The sequence below is a fragment of the Flavobacterium sandaracinum genome, assembly GCF_004349135.1.
Taxonomy (GTDB): domain Bacteria; phylum Bacteroidota; class Bacteroidia; order Flavobacteriales; family Flavobacteriaceae; genus Flavobacterium; species Flavobacterium sandaracinum.
Window position 1 is genome coordinate 69,703 of sequence record NZ_SMFN01000011.1, and the last position, 17,656, is coordinate 87,358.

15 protein-coding genes are annotated in these 17,656 nt (G+C 33.8%); 7 read left to right on the plus strand and 8 right to left on the minus strand.

Features of this window, described 5'->3' with window-relative positions; all coding sequences use genetic code 11:
• Nucleotides 1–49 precede the first annotated feature (49 nt).
• The 3 genes from E0F91_RS10475 to E0F91_RS10485 form a co-directional block, all read right to left on the minus strand.
• Nucleotides 50–2,800: a carboxypeptidase regulatory-like domain-containing protein gene (locus tag E0F91_RS10475; protein ID WP_132066495.1), complete on the minus strand. Its 2,751-nt coding sequence runs from the start codon at nucleotides 2,798–2,800 to the stop codon at nucleotides 50–52.
• Nucleotides 2,801–2,831: 31 nt separating this feature from the next.
• Nucleotides 2,832–3,743, minus strand: coding sequence for a GLPGLI family protein (locus tag E0F91_RS10480; RefSeq protein WP_132066496.1), 912 nt, complete (start codon nucleotides 3,741–3,743; stop codon nucleotides 2,832–2,834).
• Between the two features lie 93 nt (nucleotides 3,744–3,836).
• Nucleotides 3,837–4,667, minus strand: coding sequence for a GLPGLI family protein (locus tag E0F91_RS10485; RefSeq protein ID WP_132066497.1), 831 nt, complete (start codon nucleotides 4,665–4,667; stop codon nucleotides 3,837–3,839).
• 117 nt (nucleotides 4,668–4,784) lie between these two features.
• Between E0F91_RS10485 and E0F91_RS10490 the strand changes: the two genes are divergently transcribed.
• The 6 genes from E0F91_RS10490 to E0F91_RS10515 all read left to right on the plus strand — a co-directional run bounded on the left by E0F91_RS10490 (nucleotide 4,785) and on the right by E0F91_RS10515 (nucleotide 9,361).
• Nucleotides 4,785–6,311 (plus strand): sensor histidine kinase, encoded by a 1,527-nt coding sequence (locus tag E0F91_RS10490; protein WP_132066498.1) that lies wholly within the window; start codon nucleotides 4,785–4,787, stop codon nucleotides 6,309–6,311.
• Nucleotides 6,298–6,984 (plus strand): response regulator transcription factor, encoded by a 687-nt coding sequence (locus E0F91_RS10495; protein ID WP_132066499.1) that lies wholly within the window; start codon nucleotides 6,298–6,300, stop codon nucleotides 6,982–6,984. Before E0F91_RS10490 ends, E0F91_RS10495 begins: the two co-directional genes overlap by 14 nt.
• Before the next feature lie 90 nt (nucleotides 6,985–7,074).
• The gene (locus tag E0F91_RS10500) at nucleotides 7,075–7,866 is read left to right on the plus strand and encodes a hypothetical protein (protein ID WP_132066500.1); all 792 of its coding nucleotides are present in this window, start codon (nucleotides 7,075–7,077) and stop codon (nucleotides 7,864–7,866) included.
• Nucleotides 7,866–8,480, plus strand: a complete 615-nt coding sequence (locus E0F91_RS10505; RefSeq protein ID WP_066082982.1) for a deoxynucleoside kinase — start codon at nucleotides 7,866–7,868, stop codon at nucleotides 8,478–8,480. The genes E0F91_RS10500 and E0F91_RS10505 overlap by 1 nt, the downstream gene beginning before the upstream one ends.
• A gap of 214 nt (nucleotides 8,481–8,694) precedes the next feature.
• Entirely contained in the window at nucleotides 8,695–8,991 is a 297-nt protein-coding gene (locus tag E0F91_RS10510; RefSeq protein ID WP_132066501.1) for a type II toxin-antitoxin system HigB family toxin, read from the plus strand.
• A 1-nt stretch (nucleotide 8,992) separates the two neighbouring features.
• On the plus strand, nucleotides 8,993–9,361 hold the full coding sequence (locus E0F91_RS10515) for a helix-turn-helix domain-containing protein (RefSeq protein ID WP_132066502.1): 369 nt from the start codon (nucleotides 8,993–8,995) through the stop codon (nucleotides 9,359–9,361).
• Nucleotides 9,362–9,428: 67 nt separating this feature from the next.
• Here the strand turns inward: E0F91_RS10515 and E0F91_RS10520 are convergent, their stop codons facing one another.
• From E0F91_RS10520 to E0F91_RS10540, 5 genes are all read right to left on the minus strand, one after another.
• On the minus strand, nucleotides 9,429–11,888 hold the full coding sequence (locus E0F91_RS10520) for a sodium-translocating pyrophosphatase (RefSeq protein ID WP_132066503.1): 2,460 nt from the start codon (nucleotides 11,886–11,888) through the stop codon (nucleotides 9,429–9,431).
• Between the two features lie 111 nt (nucleotides 11,889–11,999).
• Nucleotides 12,000–12,530, minus strand: a complete 531-nt coding sequence (locus tag E0F91_RS10525) for an inorganic diphosphatase (protein ID WP_131909433.1) — start codon at nucleotides 12,528–12,530, stop codon at nucleotides 12,000–12,002.
• A 107-nt stretch (nucleotides 12,531–12,637) separates the two neighbouring features.
• Nucleotides 12,638–13,240: a DNA-3-methyladenine glycosylase family protein gene (locus E0F91_RS10530; RefSeq protein WP_132066504.1), complete on the minus strand. Its 603-nt coding sequence runs from the start codon at nucleotides 13,238–13,240 to the stop codon at nucleotides 12,638–12,640.
• A 110-nt stretch (nucleotides 13,241–13,350) separates the two neighbouring features.
• A complete protein-coding gene (locus tag E0F91_RS10535) occupies nucleotides 13,351–15,837 on the minus strand; it encodes a DUF5686 and carboxypeptidase-like regulatory domain-containing protein (protein WP_132066505.1) in 2,487 nt (828 codons plus the stop codon).
• Nucleotides 15,838–15,969: 132 nt separating this feature from the next.
• Nucleotides 15,970–16,950 carry a pyruvate dehydrogenase complex E1 component subunit beta gene (locus E0F91_RS10540; protein ID WP_066082989.1) on the minus strand — a complete coding sequence of 327 codons (981 nt, stop codon included), beginning with the start codon at nucleotides 16,948–16,950 and terminating at the stop codon, nucleotides 15,970–15,972.
• Nucleotides 16,951–17,343: 393 nt separating this feature from the next.
• On the opposite strand from E0F91_RS10540, the gene E0F91_RS10545 reads away from it, so the two are divergent.
• The gene (locus tag E0F91_RS10545; protein WP_132066506.1) at nucleotides 17,344–17,604 is read left to right on the plus strand and encodes a hypothetical protein; all 261 of its coding nucleotides are present in this window, start codon (nucleotides 17,344–17,346) and stop codon (nucleotides 17,602–17,604) included.
• Nucleotides 17,605–17,656: the final 52 nt, after the last annotated feature.

Here is a 17,656-nt window from a genome sequence, read left to right on the forward strand (position 1 = left end):
TTAAATAAAAAAGGGGATTTTGTTCAGTCAAAATCCCCTTTCTGTTTTATTAAATATTATACTTTAAAATAAACGTTACGAATCGGGGCAAAATAATGTTTTCATTGGCATTGAAACCATTCACGCTAAACGTATTATTCAATCTTGATCTTGTATCGAGAAGATTATTAGCCTGAATTCTGTATTCAAATTTTGAATCTTTTTTGATGTAATTTAAACTCGCCGTCATAATTTTAAAATTATTGGCCACTCCAGTACTTTCATTTTTAAAACGATTAAATGAATAATCCCAATTGATATTCAACCCATTTAAGAAATAATAATTCAGCTTGACACTTGGCGTTTGCGTTGTGAAACGAGTAGAGGCTTGCTCAGAAAAATTAATTCGGTACCCTAAATCAATGTTGGGATATTTCTTAAATTGTGTTGCCAAAGCAAGGTTATAGCCGTGATTTACATTTTCAATTCCTTGAATGAATTCCTGTGTATTGCCACCTACTATTCTTCGGTTTAAAACAAAATTTTTGTTCCAACTGGCATTAATACCAGCTGTTGCTTTGTAATACTTTTGAAAACTTTTGGAGTAAAATAAATTACCGTTTACACTTTCATTTTCTGCATCTAAATTTAAACGGTCTGACGTAGAATAAATACTTTGGAATGAAATTCCATTTACCACTGGATTTTTTGTTGTCGTATACCCAATATTCCCAAAAATTGTTGTGAAGTTGTATAAATTATATTTGGAATAATTCAATCTATGCGAAGTAACAAGAGAATTTTCCAGTTGTGCATTACCTCTTGCAATGCTGTTGAAATTAGTAAAAATATTACCTTCAACTAACGAATTTACATCATTGAATCCGTTTCTTACATTAAAATTATACGTTACATTTTCAGATTTTTTCAAATCCCAACGCGCAAACATATCCGGTAAAAAACGAGTGAAATTTAATTGAAACGGATTAGCAAACTGTTGATTGTTTGTGTTGTATTGATGAATTGAAAAACCTGGATTAAAAGTAAACTTGCCCACAATAAATTTATAATGCACCCCTAAAAACACATCATTAAAAGTATAGCGAACATCATTGTTATAGGCCGCTTGTTCTACAGGATTAACAGAATTGTCTTCTAAAATTTGTAAAATACTTGAATTATAGGTTTGGAAAGCATTTGTATTTCCTGCCGTTAGATTCAGTATACTTTTATTTGAAATTTGATAGTAATAATCAACTTTAGCATCTAATTTATTGGTTTTAACAAACCTTGACTGTTCAATATTTAAAGTGTTTTCATTTACAAAAACAGCACTTGGATCATTCGGATCCTGCGAGGTACTATTTTGATAGGGATTAACAGATAGCTGCGGATTATAAAAAGGATCTTCATCCTCATATTGATGCTGCATCTCGATTACCCATGTACTTTTTGGATTTTGCGTATAGAATAAATTAAGACTCTGATTGAATGATACCGGAGCTTGTTTCTGAAAAGCAATAACCGTATTAGAATTTGACACCATTGAACCATTGTTCATCGAACTAAAATCCGTTTGGCTATTATCCACATCTTGTTGATCATTTTTTCTAAAGAACGCATCATAATCCAACTGAAAGTTATCATTTGCTTTGTACTTAGACCCGAATTTGGCAATAAATGCATTATTTCTAGAATCCGTTTTATTTTTTCTATTTTCTAAGGTCGCTATATTTGTGGTATTAGGTTCAAAAATACCTCTTTCAGAATTTGTAATAGACTGATTAAATGTAGCCGAATAGGCAGCAAAACCAGATAAAGTCCATTTTTTAGAAACGGAATGATTCAAATTTAAAGCACCAAATTTATCGCTGGCCTTGGCAACATTATCGCCGCCAGAAAGCCCAAAGAAATTTCGATTTAAGTTCAATGTAGTTCCACTTCTACCAATTGTATTTCTAGCACCACCAGTTATTCTAAAAAAATCAGCAGAAGTTAGGGAGACTTCTCCAATAGTATTCAAATTGACAATGGAGTTGATACTCGTCTTTGGGGAATAATAAAATAATTTTGGATTAAAAATATACCCTTTGTCATTCGCTAAACCACCGCTTACATCACCAAACCAAAACTTATCTTTTCCTTTTTTAAGTTTGATATTTAGCGCAATATCATCGTTATTGTTCTCAAGGCCTTTCATTTGAGAAACCTCATTGAAATTGCGCATTACTTGAATTTTATCTACAGCATCCGAAGGTATATTTTTTGAGCCTAATTTGGTATCTCCCTCCATAAATGGCTTTCCGTTAACAAATAGTTTAGCCACTTTTTTTCCCTCCACTTGTACTTGACCATCCGCCATTACTTCAAATCCTGGCAATTTTTTAAAAACATCTTCTAGTTTTCGCTCTTCACCTGTTTTAAAAGAATCGGCATTATAAACAATCGTATCGCCTTTTATAGAAACGGGCATTTCGCGCACAATTTCGACGCCATCTAATTCAATCCCGCCAGATTCCATAGTAATATTTTGCACCATGTTTTCTGATAGTGTTGTCACAGTGACTTCTTTATTTTGCATTCCAAGGTAACTCAACTTAATCACATAAGCAGTATTGGGCTTTAAGTTCAAAACATACTTCCCTTTATCCGTAGTGATTGCATAGCCATCCATAGCTTTGGTGGCTTGATTGACCGCCATAACATTTGCCATTTCTAAAGGCGATTTACCTATATCTTGAATTACACCTTCTAAACGAATGTTTTGTGCGTAAGTAATTGATGCTACAATAAGGGCAATAAACAATAAAATTTTCTTCATCTGATAGTATTTAATGGATAGTGATTTCTAGTTAATTTCCAAAACGAATTTGCATTCCACCATCTCTACCGCCTCGACCTTGGTTCATTTCCCTAAACTCTTCCATTTTTTTCACTACTGCTTCGTCATATTCTTTTTGAGAAATCACTTTTCCTTTAGTTGAAGGTTTAATTTCTCCTTTTTCTTTGGGATTTAAAACGACTTTAGAACACAAAATAATTGTTTTACCATCATTCACTTCCAAAATCAATCCCGGCAATCCCCAATATCCTTCTGGACCTTGATTTACCGGGATTTCTGGTGTATACCAAGCCGTAATCGTAATTTCTTTTGGCAATTCTACAGCATCAAGAAAATTAGTTTTCTTCTCAGCTGTAGGCTTGTCTGATTCTTTTTTATCTTCCTCTTTCTTGGCCTCTTCTCTTTTAGGTCTAAAGTTTCTAAAGTCAGTTGCACTTGGCGCTTTTACAGCCTTTGCTTTGTAACACGTGTAACCACCAATCACTCTGGTCTCCCCTTCCATCTTCCATTGTAAATTGGGTAATGAATCCTTTATAAGAAACTCTTTTCCCATAAACTCTTTATCAATAGTATAGGATTTCTCTTTTACGTTTTTGTAATAGGTTCCGCCACCGCCAGTCATCGAACTCATCATTCGCATTCCACCACCAGCTTGTGCGGTAGCGTCAAGTTTTTCTTCTTCTTTGTAAATTGATGCCGATTTATTAAAATTAAGAATAAACGTTTTTTCAAACATTTTCTTCATTCTTTCTTCAATCATTTTTTGCATATCTGGAGTCATATTTTTATTACCCTCCATTCGAGTTTTAAAATCGGAAGTACTCGTTTTCGATTCATAAACCGCCATTCCTTGAAATTCCTGAGCTTGAAGTCCCATGAATGATGCCACTGCTAATACTAATGTGAAAATTACTTTATACATAACTATTGGATTTTGATAAATAAGACTGAGAAACACTATTTTTGTTACAACTGTCTAGAATTATCCATTAAGACACGAAAAATTATAAATGGTTTAATCCTCCTGAATTTGCAATTGAATCACACCGTCTTCGTCTTTCATCGTTTCTAGTTGTTTTTCAACTAAAATATCATATTCCATTTTAAAAATGAATTTTCCTTTTGTTGGAATTTTGACAATAATCTTTTTTAACGGATTTAAAATTAATTTTGAACATGACCAAATAGCACCATCATCAATGACCTCTAAAATCAATCCAGGCAGCCCTTGATATTTTTCCGGACCATGACTCACTGAAATAGCAGGTGCATACCAAGCAATAATAATTTTCTCTTTTGGTGGCACTGCAGCTAATAAATTTACACTCTTTGAATTATTATTTGAAATTTGATCTACATAATCAGTAAGATCTTTTTCTGAAACTTTCACAATAGCAATTGCTTTATAGCATTCATAGTCACCTATTTTTTTTGTGCTATTTTCTAGTGTCCAATTGTAACTTGACAAACTATCTCTCACCAAATATTTCTTGGAGTCCCACTCGTTTTCAACTTCTTCAATCATTACCTTTTGAAACAAGTTTGAATACAACTTATCAACTGTAGCGTTATCTGAACCGTTTTTCATAGCAACCTTTTGAAGCTCTTGGTAAACTGCTTCTGTTTGATTAAAACGTAATTCAAAAGTTTTTTCAAAACTCTTTTGAATTTTTTGCATTATATCTTGATCCAATGCTTCAGAACCATTTGAAGTCTGAAAAGTAACCTTCCCAGCCATATCTTTTTTGTATTCATAATGTGCAATCCCTTGAAAATTTTGAGAGCATATTGAAGTAGAAAATGCAAAATTCAAGACAACCATACATAAGCTAAATATTCGTTTCATAGTATTTTTTTTTGTTTAGAATACAAAGCAAACACTATTATTCATGGCAAATGGTTAATGAAAGTTAACGTTTGTTAACCACATTTATATTGATCAATAAGTCACTATTTTTGTGAAATGAAAAATGTAAAATCCAATTTTGTAGTTTATTTTATAACTGTTGTAATAGTTGTAACAATTGCCATTCAATTGTTTTGGAATATAAAAAACTACGAAGAAAACAAGCAAATACTGCTTAATGACGTGCAAACAGCATTTGAAAAAAGTGTTGCAAATTATTATGAATTGGACATTAAAGATGATTACGTGATCTTTATCAATCAAGATACAACCCAGAGTGAGTCTGATTTTTTTGAGCAGGTAATTAAAAGCGATGTTTTTAAGGAGGAAATCTCCAAGCGCAAAATGAAGGCTACAAATAAGCCCATTAAAACGAAGCCAAACCTGACGGTAAGTTATGATGTTACTGCGGATTCCCTTCCATCATCACATAATGATTTGATGAAAAACAAGGTTCAAACAAAAATAAAAACCCACAACAAAAATTTAAAAACAAGAATACTAAAAGGCATTAAAAATTTTGACAGCATTACAAACCTTAAAAACAAAAAAAACATTATTTCATTTGCAACTGTAAGAGATTCTATCGATTTCCTCTTGGTAAGCAAATCATTCGATAATCAACTTAAAGATAAGGATATTAAACTTTCCTATACAATAGAACACTACCGCTCAAACGCCCTTTTTGATCATTACAAAAATGATAGTAATTCTATTTTACCTTTAAAAATAAAGTCGAACTCAAAATACCTGCCTAAAAACGAAGAACTTGTTGTACGCTTTTCAAATCCAAAATATGTATTGTTTAAATACAGTTTAGCAGGAATACTGTTATCACTCATTCTATCATTATCTGTTATAAGCTGCCTACTATATTTAGTTCAAATTATAAGAAAACAGAAAAAAATTGACGCCATTAAAAACGATTTAATCAGTAATATAACTCATGAATTTAAAACACCAATAACAACTGCCTCTGCCGCATTAGAAGGAGTAAAGTTTTTTAACAATGAAAAGGATCTTGACAAAACAAATCGCTACATTGAAATCTCGCAAAATCAATTAAAAAAACTTGAAATATTAGTCGAAAAATTTTTAGAAACTGCTTACCTAGAGAATGAACAATTACAATTAGAGAAACAAAGGGAAAACATTGTAACACTATTGTACGAGCTAGTTGATACTTTTGCAAAGTCAAATCCTAATAAAATTTTCACATTCGAAACCAACCATGATAGCATCTTACTTGATATTGACCTCTTTCATTTTGAAAATGCTATTTCAAATTTAATTGATAATGCCGTAAAACATGGAGGCGATGCTATAAAAATTAATCTGGACAAGATCCATGATGAATTAAAAATAAGTGTGAGCGACAATGGAAATGGTATTAAAAAGAAAAATTTATCTTATATTTTCGACAAATTTTTTAGAGAAGCGCAGGGGAACATTCACACTGTAAAAGGATTTGGAATTGGCCTTTTCTACACTAAAAAAATCATAGAAAAACACGGCGGAAACATTCAAGTTGAATGTAGTCCTGCTCTAACCACTTTTAGCATCTACTTCAATGACACAAAATAAAATAACAGCCTTGCTTGCAGAAGATGAAGAAACGCTGGCTCAAATTATAAAAGAAAGTCTTGAAACAAGGAATTTTAAAGTTTTACATTGTCATAACGGACAAGAAGCCATGGATACTTTTTACAAAGTCAAACCTGATGTATTAATCCTAGATGTGATGATGCCTATAAAAGATGGCTATAGTGTTGCGTTAGAAATCCGAAAAACAAATAAACATATTCCAATAATTTTCCTTACCGCGAAATCACAGACACAAGATGTAATTGAAGGATTTAAAAGTGGAGGAAATGATTACCTAAAAAAACCATTTAGCATGGAAGAATTAATTGTCAGAATACATGCTTTATTGAACAGAGAGGAAATAGCTTCAGAGGATACAATCTTTGCCATTGGGCAGTACAATTTTAGTAGGACAAAACAAGAGTTAGTTTTTCAAAATACAATACAAAAGCTAACCAATCGAGAATCTGAACTTTTACATTGCTTGTATCAAAACAAAAATCGCATAATTGAACGGTCTATTATATTGAATCTTTTATGGGGAAATGAAGATTTTTTCACCACTCGCAGCATGGATGTTTTTATAACTAAACTAAGAAAAAAATTAGATCAAGATGGCTCAATAGAAATTATAAACATTCGAAATCAAGGGTACAAACTACTCTGCCCTTAGGAATTATATATTTTTTATCAACTCCTATTGAATAATAGAATAAATGTGGTCTTTGGAATTAAGAAAAGATTTAATTGTACTTTTACCTTCATGAAATATGGAATACTTTGGATTTTTATCTGCTGTTCAGCAATCGTTTTGGGTCAAAACCCAAAGCCATCCCTTGTAAAAATGGACTCTATTCGTTTTAATGGAGATGCCTTTTTAGGATACGATTCTTTTGGTTTTTATTACACGATTAATAACAATGTTTTTTCTAAGATAAATAAAAGAGAAACTTTAGAATATAAAAATGTTTCATTAGGCAAAATCACTAAAGTTGACCTACAAAATCCGCTTAAAATTGTCTTGTTTTATGAAAATTTCAACACCGTTGTCACTTTAGACAATCAATTGAATGAAACACAAAAAATTAATTTTTCAGAAAATCCAATTCCAATCGTAGCAACGGCCATTGGAATAGCCTCTCAAAATCAGCTTTGGGTATACAACAGTATGAATCAGCAGCTGGGACTTTATGATTATTTAAGTGCTACTTACAAAACCATTTCGGTACCTTTTACAGAAAGCATCAAGAATTATGTTTCTGACTTCAATGTTTTTCATTGGATTGACATTAAAAACAACTGGTACATGAGTGATATTTTTGGAAAAATAACCAGTAATGGGAAGGTTCCTGATTTTGATTCCATTTCCATTATTAATCAAAATCAATTTATGTATTCTAAGAACTCCGTTTTGATTTTACATGATTTAGAAAAAGAGACCAAAACTCGAATTGAAATTTCAGAAAAAACGTTTAAAAAATTCTATTACAAGGACCAAATTTTATCTATTTTTACAGCAACAGGAATTACAAATTATAAAATCACAATACCATAATGCACATAGCAATAGCAGGAAATATAGGTTCTGGAAAAACAACTTTGACACGTTTATTAGCGAAACATTTTAAGTGGGAACCGCATTATGAAGATGTGGTTGACAACCCCTACTTGGATGATTTTTACCATCAAATGGAGCGCTGGTCTTTTAATTTACAAATTTATTTCTTGAATAGTCGGTTCCGTCAGGTGATGCAAATTCGCGAAAGCGGTAAAAAAATCATTCAGGACCGAACTATTTATGAAGATGCACATATTTTTGCACCTAACTTATATGCAATGGGCTTGATGACCAATCGCGATTTTCAGAATTATTCTTCTCTTTTTGAATTAATGGAATCTACTGTAAAAGCGCCTGATTTATTGATTTACCTAAGAAGTTCCATTCCTAATCTAGTAGGGCAAATTCATAAACGTGGTCGTGAATACGAGAACTCCATTTCTATTGACTATTTGAGTCGCTTGAACGAACGCTATGAGGGCTGGATTCAAACGTATGACAAAGGAAAATTAATGATTATTGATGTGGATAACATCAATTTTGTGGACAATCCAGAAGATTTAGGAACCATTTTTAATCGCATTGATGCTGAGTTGAATGGGTTGTTTTAGAATCGTCTCCCCAATCCTCTACGAAGGAGAGGGAGCAATAACGGAATAAAAATACATACAAACAATAATGCCTCGCAATTGCGGGGCATAATTGTTTATGAGGTTTTCCAAAAATCTACATCCGTTTCGCATCTCAATAAGTATAAATTAAAAGGTAAAAATTACTTTTCCCAAATAGGGAATTTTTAGCTATCTTTGACGTAGAAAATAACGTATGAGAATAATCGCAAAAAGAACCTTACAAAATTTTTGGGAACAATATCCAAACTCAAAACAGCAATTATTAGCTTGGTATCAGGTATTTGATAAAAAAGTATTTGAGAATTCGAATTCTATAAAATCCATTTTTGGTTCAGCTGATTTTATTGGAAATAATAAAGTCATATTTAATATTTGTGGCAACCATTATCGATTAATCGTGAAAATTAATTATGTAACACAAATTGTCTATATTTTGTTTATTGGAACTCATGTTGAATATGACAATTTGAAAGATATTAAAAACTTATAAAATGGAAATAAATCCTATAAAAACAGAAAAAGATTATGATTTAGCTCTAGAGAGAATAAACATTCTTTTTGATGCTAAACCAAACACGAATGAGGGTGATGAATTAGATATTCTAGTTACCCTTATAGAAAAATATGAACAAATACATTATCCTATTCCTGAGCCAGATCCTATTGAAGCAATAAAGTTCATGATGGAGCAAAACGGACTTACAGATGCTGATTTAGGGGTGATTTTAAACAGTCGTTCTAGAGTTACTGAAATTTTCAAACGTAAAAGAGCTTTAACAATTAAACAAATTAGAGTTTTAACAGAAACACTTCATATTCCAGCTTCAACTTTAATCAAAGAATATGCATTAGAACATTAAATTTATAATTTGAAACACAAATGCCTCGCAAAATTTGCGAGGCATTTATTATTTACAAGACTTTATATTATTTCAAAGAATCAATCTTAGCTTGAACTTCTGCATCAGTTCCTTCAAAACTTTGAATATTTTCTTTCCCGTTAATGGTTGTTTTGATTGTAGCTTTTACTTTTCCATCAACATTTGTTTTTTCGATAGAAACTTCTTTTGACATCATATGATTTGGCATTGCTGCTGCATCCATAAATTTACATGTTTTACTGACACAACCATTGGCCATACATTCTTCTTTAGACATAGACGTGCAGATTTCAGTCGAAGCGCAGCAAGCCGCTTTATCAGAAATGGTATGACTTCCATTCCCTAAAATCGGAGCAATAACCAATCCTATCAAACACGTTAATTTAATCAAAATATTCATTGATGGTCCAGAAGTGTCTTTGAACGGATCTCCAACAGTATCTCCGGTTACCGCTGCTTTGTGTGCATCAGAACCTTTATAGGTCATTTCGCCATTGATCATCACTCCTGCTTCAAAAGATTTTTTGGCATTGTCCCAAGCACCACCAGCATTATTTTGGAACACTGCCCAAAGTACACCGGATACGGTAACTCCAGCCATGTAACCACCTAACATTTCAGCAATTAATTGGTTGTTATCCGCGTAAACTAATTTCCCAAGCAACACAATGGCAATTGGGAAACCAATAGTTAAAATTCCTGGCAACATCATTTCACGCAAAGCGGCTTTGGTAGAAATATCAACACATTTAGCGTATTCTGGTTTTCCAGTTCCTTCCATAATTCCAGGAATCTCTCTGAACTGACGACGTACTTCATACACCATATCCATTGCAGCTTTTCCAACAGAGTTCATCGCTAAAGCTGAGAAAACTACTGGTATCATTCCGCCCACAAACAACATCGCTAAAACAGGTGCTTTAAAAATATTGATCCCGTCAATTCCTGTAAACGTAACATACGCCGCGAATAAAGCCAATGAAGTCAAAGCTGCCGAAGCAATTGCAAATCCTTTCCCTGTTGCTGCCGTTGTGTTCCCTACAGAATCTAAAATATCTGTTCTAGTACGCACTTCTTTAGGTAATTCGCTCATCTCCGCAATTCCTCCCGCATTATCGGATATAGGTCCAAAAGCGTCGATTGCCAATTGCATTGCCGTTGTAGCCATCATTGCTGAAGCCGCCAAAGCCACACCATAAAATCCTGCTAATGCGTATGAAATCCAGATTGCAGCTGCAAATAATAAGACGGTTGGGAATGTAGAAATCATTCCCGTAGCTAAACCTGCAATTACATTTGTTCCTGCACCTGTACTTGATTTTTGCACAATTGCCATAACAGGTTTTGTTCCCAAACCAGTATAATATTCGGTTACCGATGAAATAACAGCTCCAACCACTAGTCCAACGATGGTCGCATAGAAAACGCGCATAGACGAAATTTCTTTAGTCCCTTCGCCAAAGAAATCCATTTTCATGGTTTCTGGTAACATATATTGCACTAAGAAGAAACAAGCGACAGCAGTTAATAGAATAGAAACCCAGTTTCCTATATTCAATGCTTTTTGAACTTGTGCTTCTTTGGCATTATCATCCGTAATTTTTACCAACATTGTCCCGATGATCGAAAATAAAATTCCAAAACCAGCGATTGCCATTGGTAATAAAATAGGTCCAATTCCGCCAAAAGCATCTTGAATATTTCCACCCATATCTTTGATAACATAATTACCAAGAACCATCGCCGCCAAAACAGTCGCTACATAAGAACCAAATAAATCGGCACCCATTCCGGCAACATCACCCACATTATCACCCACATTATCCGCAATTGTAGCAGGATTACGAGGATCATCTTCAGGAATTCCAGCTTCAACTTTACCAACTAAATCCGCTCCAACATCGGCAGCTTTAGTATAAATTCCGCCTCCAACACGAGCAAACAAAGCGATAGATTCTGCACCAAGAGAAAATCCAGCCAGTGTTTCAAGAACAATAGTCATGTCTTCTGTTGAAGTCCAAACGCCATTCATAAAAAAATGAAAGAAAAATATAAAGAAAGTAGTTAAACCTAAAACAGCCAAACCCGCAACTCCCAATCCCATAACGGTTCCACCGCCAAAAGAAACTTTAAGCGCTTGAGGTAAACTTGTGCGTGCAGCTTGCGTAGTTCTAACATTTGTTTTTGTTGCTATTTTCATTCCCATATTCCCCGCTAAAGCCGAGAAGAATGCACCGAAAACAAAAGCAACTACAATTAATATGTGTGTAGTAGGAACGATAAATGAAATTCCCGCCAAAACAATACTGGCACCAATAACAAAGAACGTTAATAAGCGATATTCCGCATTAAGAAAGGCCAAGGCGCCCTCGTAAATGTAATCCGAAATTTCTTTCATTTTACCATCACCTGGATCTTGCTTTAAAACCCATGCTCGTTTTGTAAACATAAATGCCAGTCCAATAAATGCCATGGCTATTGGCAAATAAATCATTATTGTATTCATAATTTTGGTTTGGTTTTTGGTTAATATTAATAGTGTAACGAAACGAATTTAAACAAAAAAGCAATACTCTTAACAGAATATTGCTTTTTTTGTAAAAATTATGATGTAAAATTATTTGATGCTAAATAATCCTTCTGGTTTATTTTCAATTTGATTAAAACGCTCCGTACATTCTTTAATAATTGCATACGCTTCATTTACATCTCCCCAACCACCTACATCAACTTTTTTGTTTTCAAGGTCTTTGTACACTTGGAAAAAGTGCTCAATTTCTTTTAATAAATGAGGATTCATGTCTGATAAGTCATTTAGTGAATTCCAAATTGGATCTGAAACTGGCACACAAATTACTTTTTCATCTGGTCCTTTATCATCTGCCATGTGAAAAACACCGATAGGTTTTACTTCCATTACACATCCAGGAAAAGTAGGTTCGTTTACTAAAACCAGAACGTCTAATGGATCTCCGTCTAATGCTAATGTTTCCGGGATAAATCCGTAATCAGCAGGATACATCATCGAAGAAAATAACATTCGGTCAAAACGCATTCTTTTTATTTCGAAATCATATTCGTATTTATTTCTACTTCCTCTTGGTATTTCGATTAAGACATCGAAAGTTGTTAATTTGTCTGCAGTCATTTTAGTTTTTTCTTTTCTATATTTATGGGTGCAAAAGTAAGGAAACTATCTCTTTTTACAATAAATAATTACTGTTATCTCTACATTAAATTTTAACAATGAGTACTTTAGTACACTACGGTTCTATTTCTTTTATTCAAATAATGATGCCACAAAAGATAGGTAGCCATAGAACGATAGGGACTCCACTGCTTTGAATGAACTTCCATAGCTTCTTTATCATGAATATCCAGCAGTTCCTTAATGGTATTTACGACCGCAATATCTCCCAATGGCAATAAATCCGGGTCTTGCAGACAAAACATTAAATAGACATCAATGGTCCAGTTGCCTATTCCTTTGATTTTGATAAGTTCTTCACGCACTTGTACTGCTGTTTTTGAAGGCAAACTTTCTAAATCAAGCTCTTTATTTAATATGGCTGTCGCCAAAGCTTTGATATAAGACGTTTTTTGACGGCTTACGCCAAAATTCCTATATTCCTCCTCCGAAATAGGAAGCAAAATCTCTGGTTCTAGGACTTTTAGACTGGCTTTTATTTTTAAAAAGGTAGCCTTAGCGGAATCAATGGACACTTGTTGCTCCAAGATCAATAAGACTAAAGTTTCAAAACCTTGTGGTCTTCTCGGGATGACAGGCATTCCATATTGGTCGATAATAGACTTGAAAATAGCGTCTTTACTTATAAGATAATTGATGGCTTCTTTCATAATTTCATCTTTTTTTAGCCCGGAGGGGAACGACATCCTTTTTAGAATGTGATTTTTATTCGCTTTTTAAAAAGACATCGTATATACTAGAGCTTAGGTAGGAATAGCTCCTAAAAATTAAACCCAAACGATCCTTTTACCGTAAAACGATTCGTATCCGGCGTGTTGAGATAATTCCCCCGCCAGGCAAAATCGATACGGATCAGCTTAAAGATATTTCCAATCCCGGCACTATATTCCCAATACACTTTTTCGGGTGCATTGTAGGCTAAACCAGAGGCATTAATCGCTCTGTTTTCATCCGAAATAGTACCATAAACCCCTTTTACCGATACAATTTCTCTCCAATTAAGTTTGCGCATGAATGGAATTCTCGAGAAAAGACGCCCATTAAAGTTGTGATTCCACTGTAAAGTAGCATATTGATCTGATAAGAATTCATAAAAATTAAGATTACTGAACGTATTTTCCAGCGTAAAAAAAGTTTGATTTCCTGGAATAACGCTCATTAATCCCAAAGGAACAGTGCCAAACGTTTTTCCCACTTCCATAATAATATTCGTGCGACCTAAAGGCCCTATGATAATAGGCTGTTTGTAGTATAATTGCAATTTATCATATTTGAAATCGCTATCCAATAACCCTTTAAAACCATGACTATAATTGACAAAAAAGCGACTGTACGGACTATCGACATTCTCCCGTTCTACCGCAAATCCAATGGTTTTTCTTTTAGGAGTGTATTCAACCTGGAAATTAACTTCTGATTGTTTGACATCGCTTTTTGTTACAGCATTTGCAATATCGGTGTAATAATCTAAACTAAAGGTAGGAGAAGCAGACTCGAGCGTGCGATAGGAAATTCCAGTTTGGAAAATCAAATTTTTAACCGGCTCTATTTCAACTGCAATATTGCTAAGATTAATGTTTGTCAATTTTCCGTTATTACCTGATGAAAATACAGAAGAAGAGGCAAAGCTTCGTCCCAAAATATCATAGGTAGTCGTCAAACTCGCACCAATTTGCTCGATATCCCGTCTGTTTCCTCCAGACAAAATGATTCGTTTTTTCTTATCGACCATCCATTTTCCAGACAATCCGTATTTGAATTTCTCATCTTTAAAACCATACGCAGTATACCCTTGCAAACGCCAAGTGTCATTGGTTCCAAAATACGTCCTTCCTCCCGCTCGCAAACGAACCCCTTCAACTTCGTTATAACCAAATGTGGAAAAAATAGGTCCATAATCAAAATTTCCAAACTGTAAAAAGCCGCTTGCCAAAACTTGCACTGTGCTATAAATTTGTTTGAATTTCTTGACCGTTTGCAACGTATCGAGCATTTTATACACGCCCAATTCATCTTTAGTCAAATTCTCAAATCGATTTTCATCCCAATATTCCTCTGATTTATTAAAAACATCGGCATCCATGTAATTGACCTCCTCTTTATAAAAAGCAACCGGTTTTTCTTTATTAAACTGATGGTTTCTGTAAAAAGTGGTTCGTTTTCCATAAACTCCTTTGGAATTTTCTTTTTTATTTAAAGCAAAATCCGACATCAAATAATCCTTTGTCAATAAAAAAACAGAATCGCTGACTACCTCAAATTCTTGCTCTAAATAAATATCTTTTACCCAGTTAATATTGGCACTTTTGGTCACCGCCATATTTATTTTCTTGATAGCGAAAGTGGAATCATTGACCCAAAAATCACCTTTGAAAGTCAACTCGTTTTTACGTCTTGGATAGAAAACAATATTAAAACACCATTTATCATCAATATAAGCACTGTCTTTCAACACGTAATTGTACACATCAATCCCTGTTTTAGATAACGGACTGGTGAAACTTTTATCAAAAAAAGTCAAGTAATTATTGTAAATATCATAATTGGAATACAAGTCCTTTACAAAAGTCAGAATTTGCTGGTTTCCGTTAAAACCAGATGTTTTACTGGCTTTTATTTTCTCTTTCAGTTTCTTGAGTTTGTTATCTCCAAAAACATCAGTCAAGGATTCGTTGACAAAAATGGGCAGGTACGTCTTACCCGTAATTCTTGAAGTATCCATTTGATTGAAAATAAATTCCATCCCTTTGAAAAGTTTGCTTTTCATGAAAGCACTGTCAATAGAATTCATGTCAAATTCTATTTTCTCATACTTCTCCATTTGGTATTGATCGTACAAATACAGTCCATTTTTGCGTTTTCTTTCCCAAATTTTTCTTAGAATATCTAGCGCTGGATTATCTTTTTTTGATGTTTTCCCTGCAAAAACAACAACTTCGTTTAAGCTTTCGGCTTCACTTAACTGAATTTTAAAATTATAATTTACTGCCTTGTCTAACGTTATTTCTTTTTCAGAAAATCCAACTGAGGAAATAATCAAGGTGAAGTATGCTTTTTGCGATTCAAGATAGAACTTACCATCCTCATTTGTCACAATTCCTTCACTGGAACCTTTGAAAACTACATTAGCAAAAGGAATCGGCTGATTTTGCTTATCAACCACAACACCGCTTACTTTTGTTTGTGCAAATACGGCATTTGCGGAAACAAACAAAAAAACCAAGAGAAACAAGACATTCTTTTTCATAGTCATTCAAAAAAAAAACTTCATCAAAGATATTGATGAAGTTTCAAATATAGTTAATTACAGTATTTGATTATTCGTGGTTTAACATGCCAATTGTTAAATTGTAGCTAAAGCAGAATGCATCAAAAACAGTTATTTTTTATACATTACTTTTTTAACCGCTTTTACAACGTCACCCGCATTTGGCAACCATTCTTTCAATAAAACTGGAGAATAAGGTGCTGGAGTATCCGCAGTTGTAATCCGTTGAATAGGCGCATCCAAGAAATCAAAAGCGCGCTCTTGAACAATATACGTAATCTCCGAAGCGACACTAGCAAAAGGCCAAGCTTCCTCAAGAACTACCAATCTATTTGTTTTTTTAACCGACGTTAAAATCGTTTCATAATCCATAGGACGTACGGTTCTCAAATCGATAATTTCACATGAAATTCCTTCTTTGGCTAATTCATCAGCAGCAATATGAGCTTCTTTGATGATTTTTCCAAAAGAAACAATAGTTACATCAGTACCTTCACGTTTGATATCAGCCACTCCAAGCGGAATTACATATTCGCCATCTGGCACTTCTCCTTTATCACCATACATTTGTTCTGATTCCATGAAAATCACAGGATCATTATCACGAATAGCCGCTTTCAACAATCCTTTTGCATCATAAACAGTAGATGGAACCACCACTTTAAGACCTGGAGTGTTAGCAAACCAGTTTTCAAGAGCTTGTGAGTGTGTCGCTCCTAATTGTCCTGCCGAAGCTGTTGGACCACGAAAAACGATTGGCACATTAAATTGTCCACCAGTCATCTGACGCATTTTGGCAGCGTTATTTATGATTTGGTCAATACCTACCAAACAAAAGTTGAACGTCATGTATTCCACAATCGGTCTGCATCCGTTCATTGCTGATCCTACTGCAATACCAGTAAAACCAAGCTCTGCGATAGGAGTGTCAATTACTCTTTTCTCACCAAATTCAGCAAGCATTCCTTTAGATGCTTTGTAGGCACCATTATATTCAGCAACTTCTTCACCCATTAAGTATATGGACTCATCGTGACGCATTTCTTCACTCATCGCTTCGCAAATGGCCTCTCTAAATTGTATCGTTCTCATATTTTTTTATATTTTGTCCTCCTGAGCGCAGTCGAAGGATAATTTTCGAAAAGCAAAAATAAATATTTTATATCACTTAAAAGCATAAATCACGCTAAATTAATTTAGCATTTACTATGATAATTTTCAGGAGCTATTTCCGGCTATCCGCTGTATCTTCCTGTGGCTAAAGGAGCCACAGGAAGGATGCCGCTACTATCCGGGCTACGAAATCGATGTAATAAACCTTAATTATTTTAGTATGATAGTTTTACTAGAACTGACAAATGATTATAAACGATTTTAAAAACACAACTAACTTGAATTTAAAATTATAAAAAAAATCAAGTTTTTTCTTGCAAGAGTTGTTTTTTTTTTTTTTATTTAGCATGTATAACCTTAAAACATTATACTATGAAAAAATTATTATTTACAGCAGTTGCATTAATTGCTTTTTCTGGATTAGCGGTAGCCAATAACGAGTCAAAAACTGTTAGCAACACTGAAAAATTACCAATAACAAGAGAAGAAAATACAAAAACGAACACTTTAGAAGAGAAAGATGTTTGGTTTTGCTATAAAGTTTCAGAATCTACAAGTTATAATGGTTTAAATGGCGTAACAACCGTTACAACTACTTATCATTGCACTTGGTATTCCTTAGCGGCTGAATAAACCGAACATTTTAAATATACAAATACGAAAGGGTGAAACTCCCTTTCATTTT